We start from the raw sequence: 4,023 nt of genomic DNA on the forward strand, positions 1-4,023 counted from the left end.
CGGCGGATTTAAAGCCGAAGCCGGCTTCAACGGATAAGAGGACGGCACCCTGCTGTCCGGTTTGGTTTTTAAGGGCGTCGGCCACTTTGCCGACGCCATCGGCCAGTTGGTAGGCTTGGGCGCCGGCGGCCAGGGTTTGCAGGGCGCGGGTGCGGTCGTCGGCTGGTTGCGGCAATTGGCGTGCAAAATCCTCAGCTGCATTCTGTGCTTACTCGATACTCTGTACGGGAAAAAATATCTTACCCCACGGCATATCGTTTTCTTCAAAGATACTTTCAAGACGATCGATAAAGGCGGGATTTACGGCATTATCGTCTTCTGCGCTGTTTACCACTTCGGGATCAAAGTATTTAAAATAGAACACCTCTCCCTCGGAGGTAAGGTTAATATGTGTAAGCCAATGATAAATCCAGGCAACATCAAAATCGTATCCTTTTGATTCAAGATCATAATTAGGATTGTAATAAGCAAGATTCCGGCAATACATCCCAGATGTCTTCATCCGTAATCTCTTTCTGCGGCCAAAATTCCATCCATCTCAAGGTAAACAGCCGGTAAATAATCTCTACTGTTTCCTGCCAATCAAGCCCTGAATTGGGAAGGTCTACTGGTTCTGTATCAATAAAAGCTAATTTTCGAAATACATCCTGAATAGCAGATGCTTGTCGTTCGTTCATTCTCATAATACATTACCTTTTATTTATAATTGGAAATTTCAATTTTAAATTTTCGTTATTATTTAGCGATCGTATGGCCGAGTTCTTATGGATTTCTACCGTTGCTGTAGTGGGTAGGGTATCTTTGCCAGCATATCCGGCAGGACGGTAAACAATTGTGTCGTTTAGTGTCGCAACTCTCCAGCAATCTTAAATACTTTAGGTAACATTTTAATAAAACAAGTAAGATTAATCATTTTTTAAGAATGCATTAAGGATGCAATAGGAAATAGTGGATTATTCTCATCCCATTCTACCCCATGCTCAATAAATATGGATTCTAATGTTTTTATGAAAGGAGTATTTAATTCAAATTTCTTTCCATTCCACTCCTCAAATGCCTCAGGAATATATTTTATTATTAAATCTAGCCCCTTTTTTGTTAATATAATCTCTCCCCAATACCACACTCCATTATCCTTACCAAAAGGATTTTGTTTTGCTAGTTTATGACAAAAACCTAGAATATCTTTTTCTGTTTCCAAATTAACAGGCTCAAGAATTGCTAATTGACATATTAATAATCTATATATGAATTCAACTGCAAATTGCCAATCTTTGTTTCCTTGACCATGCGATGCAAAATGCATTGGAAAATAACCATCTAATGCTAAATACTCAAATTCGCATTGAATATTTTCTGCTGTCTCTAAATTCATTAAAATATCCTTATCTAGCAGGGAATTTAAATTTCAGCTCTGTTGGCTTGCCCTTTAAATTAATATTTAAGTTATTTAATGTTGGATTATTAATATCAACAGACGCTGTAGTTCCCTTAGTCATAGAAGCATTACCTGCTGGCCTATACACCACAAAGGTTCCATCCGGCATTTGCGCTTTCCAACAGCCACACATTTACCTCCGTATAATTTTTCACCTTCGACTCGTTCCATTAATGTAGGTTTCCTGCCTAAATATCGACGTGCAAAAGCCTCGGCTGTTTGATTCGGATTATCTGAACGAGACATTTCTCTAGCAGCACCAGGCTTTCCTTTTTGCGGTTGTCCAGGCAGGCGGGTGTGGCCAGACGTTTGCAACCTTTTTAATGCATCAGCCTGCCTTTCTGCAGAAGAAATAGCATTACGTTGGCGTATCGCCTCTATTCTGTTTGGGTTGTGGGATTCGATTTTTTCATGCCGTTGCTGATTATATTTAGGGTTGTTTCTCCCTATGTTGATGTCATCTCTGTAATCTTTCGGTGGTTTCGGCAATGCCTTCTGTTCCCAATCCCGACTATTAAATCTCCGCTTTTTCCCATCCGGCCGCACCACCTTCACCGCATTGTCCGACCACGTTACCACAGAGCCTCTCGGTATCAGCTCTCCGTTGGCTAGGCGTTGCTCCTGTGCCAAGGTAACGGTTGTTCCCTCTGTTGCTTTGGAATTTGAAGGAATACGGATTTCGCCGACGGGTACAGTTTTTCTACCCGGAGCATTAACGTTATTTAGATTATGTGATTCGATTCCTTCATGTGTTAAATTATTTATCTTCGTAATCTTCGGCAAAGAAACCGCACCAGTCTGCCTCATTTTTACAGCATTGGTTTCCGGAAGCCCCTCCCAGCTTATGCGGTAAGCCGGATTACCCATACCTTTGGCAGCAACAAAACTTCCTCCCGTTCCGATTAGTCCTGCACCAATTGGGTAGAGGAACTTAAGCCATTAGCTGCAACGACTTCACTATCATCACGTATATCATCAATGTTGCCATTGACAACAGCATGCCTAAAATTGCTGTTGTGCCGTTTGAGCAAATCCCATTCCTGTCGGACTGCCTTCCTGATAGAACCAACTACTTTGTTTTGCTCTTCTCGGTCGGTAGCTAACTTTTCCAGTTTGTTCCAGGCTTTTTAATGTGTTGGAAAATGTCATGTTGTTTACACTTTTTCAGGCTGTCCAGTTTTTGTTTTTTCGCTAAAAAATCGGTTAGTTCAGTCTAAGTATGAAATCTGAAAAGTGTAAATAGCACTGTTGATTTCTAAGATTTTTAAATTAGTTTGGAAATGCCTAAAACATGTATCGATGTGGCAAATATTGATGAGTTATCTTTCTGTAGATGAATTAAGATTCTTCTGTGGTCTTTAATAAATTCATTTAAAAAAGAAAATCTCACATATTTATGACGTATTTCCTTAATTAATTTTCTATTGCTTAATTTAAATAATCCATTGCCAAATTGGCCATCAAATGAAAGCCATATTTTTACTCCTTGAGCATCTTCCCATTTTTTTGGATAAATGGTTGGTGGAGTATGAAGATAAATAATCATATTGATACAGTACCCTTTTAGATTATTTTCGGAAATTATCCATTTGGTAAAAAAGATATCATCTACGTAAAAATTTCCTTTTTCAAGTATATCTGCTCCATACATTTGCTTTAATAGATTCCATTTTCCCCCAATAAAGTCAATGTGCGCGTGCTTCATTTTTTCGTTTTCCCCCTGTTTCCATTTTTCATGTTAAATATTCTCTCAAAGAAATGCTCTTTAGGATCTGCATGCGGAGAAGGTTTTGTGTACAAATGCTCTGGAATACCTGTGATCGGACTGATTCCATAGGTTTGCCTATTGTGCGGGATGTTCTGCTCGGCCTTCCAAGTTTCTATATCAATAGTTCCATTTGTGGTATATGTGTTTAAATTTAATTTTTTTAAATTAAAATGAGCATGTTGATTTCCTATTCCATTAAGGTCTCCAAAATTATGCCCTACAGAGTGGTCTTGGATTACATAACCTTTGCCATTAACAATAAATAGATACTCCGTAGAAAATAACGTGCGTCCTAAAGAATCCTTTTTGTAAGTTACTATGCCTATTCGATCATGCTTTTTTTCTACAATTGGCACACGACGAACTGCTGTTGGCTGCATTGAATTAGGAATCCCTAATTGTCGCTTAGCCATTCTAAATGTAGCATGTTTCGTAGTTGCTGCTTGTTTAAATTCTGTCATGGCCTTCATTAGGTTTCGGTAATTTCGTTCTGTGTCTAAGCGAACTACTCCCACACCATTAACACTATCCATTACAGTCATTAACGGTACATTAATTCCATGTTCCCTAAGAAAATTTCTAGCTATTTCATTTTTCTTGTCTTGATTTACTTGATCTATTCTTTTTAATTTTTGAATCTCAGCATATATATCTGGCACATTACCTTGTAAGAAAAATGGGTCCATTGCATATGCGGCATTCTCCAATGTTGCGGCTCTACTCTGCATCCGCGTAACAGCAGAAGTACTATTCCCCGCAGCATTATTCTCCACCGCATTCTGCCCGACCGTCCCGGCAACCTGCGCATCAAACAACG

Annotated in this window: 5 protein-coding genes and 1 pseudogene; all 6 read right to left on the reverse strand. The window is 39.2% G+C overall.

The window, feature by feature from the left end; translation table 11 throughout:
* Positions 1–208: 208 nt before the first annotated feature.
* On the reverse strand, positions 209–502 hold the full coding sequence (locus tag HMPREF3139_RS11060; RefSeq protein ID WP_070461582.1) for a hypothetical protein: 294 nt from the start codon (positions 500–502) through the stop codon (positions 209–211).
* The gene (locus HMPREF3139_RS10960; RefSeq protein ID WP_141743141.1) at positions 453–683 is read right to left on the reverse strand and encodes a hypothetical protein; all 231 of its coding nucleotides are present in this window, start codon (positions 681–683) and stop codon (positions 453–455) included. The genes HMPREF3139_RS11060 and HMPREF3139_RS10960 overlap by 50 nt, the downstream gene beginning before the upstream one ends.
* A 233-nt stretch (positions 684–916) precedes the next feature.
* The gene (locus HMPREF3139_RS08470; RefSeq protein WP_070461583.1) at positions 917–1,375 is read right to left on the reverse strand and encodes a hypothetical protein; all 459 of its coding nucleotides are present in this window, start codon (positions 1,373–1,375) and stop codon (positions 917–919) included.
* A gap of 10 nt (positions 1,376–1,385) precedes the next feature.
* Positions 1,386–2,131, reverse strand: a pseudogene (gene mafB / locus HMPREF3139_RS08475) (polymorphic toxin MafB class 2); the annotation flags it as partial.
* A 571-nt stretch (positions 2,132–2,702) separates the two neighbouring features.
* Entirely contained in the window at positions 2,703–3,143 is a 441-nt protein-coding gene (locus tag HMPREF3139_RS08480; RefSeq protein ID WP_070461584.1) for a hypothetical protein, read from the reverse strand.
* A partial coding sequence (locus tag HMPREF3139_RS08485) for an HNH/endonuclease VII fold putative polymorphic toxin (RefSeq protein WP_210388927.1) occupies positions 3,140–4,023 on the reverse strand: 884 nt, incomplete at its 5' end. The genes HMPREF3139_RS08480 and HMPREF3139_RS08485, both read right to left, overlap by 4 nt.

The sequence above is a fragment of the Neisseria sp. HMSC15G01 genome, assembly GCF_001808255.1.
Taxonomy (GTDB): Bacteria; Pseudomonadota; Gammaproteobacteria; order Burkholderiales; family Neisseriaceae; genus Neisseria; species Neisseria subflava_A.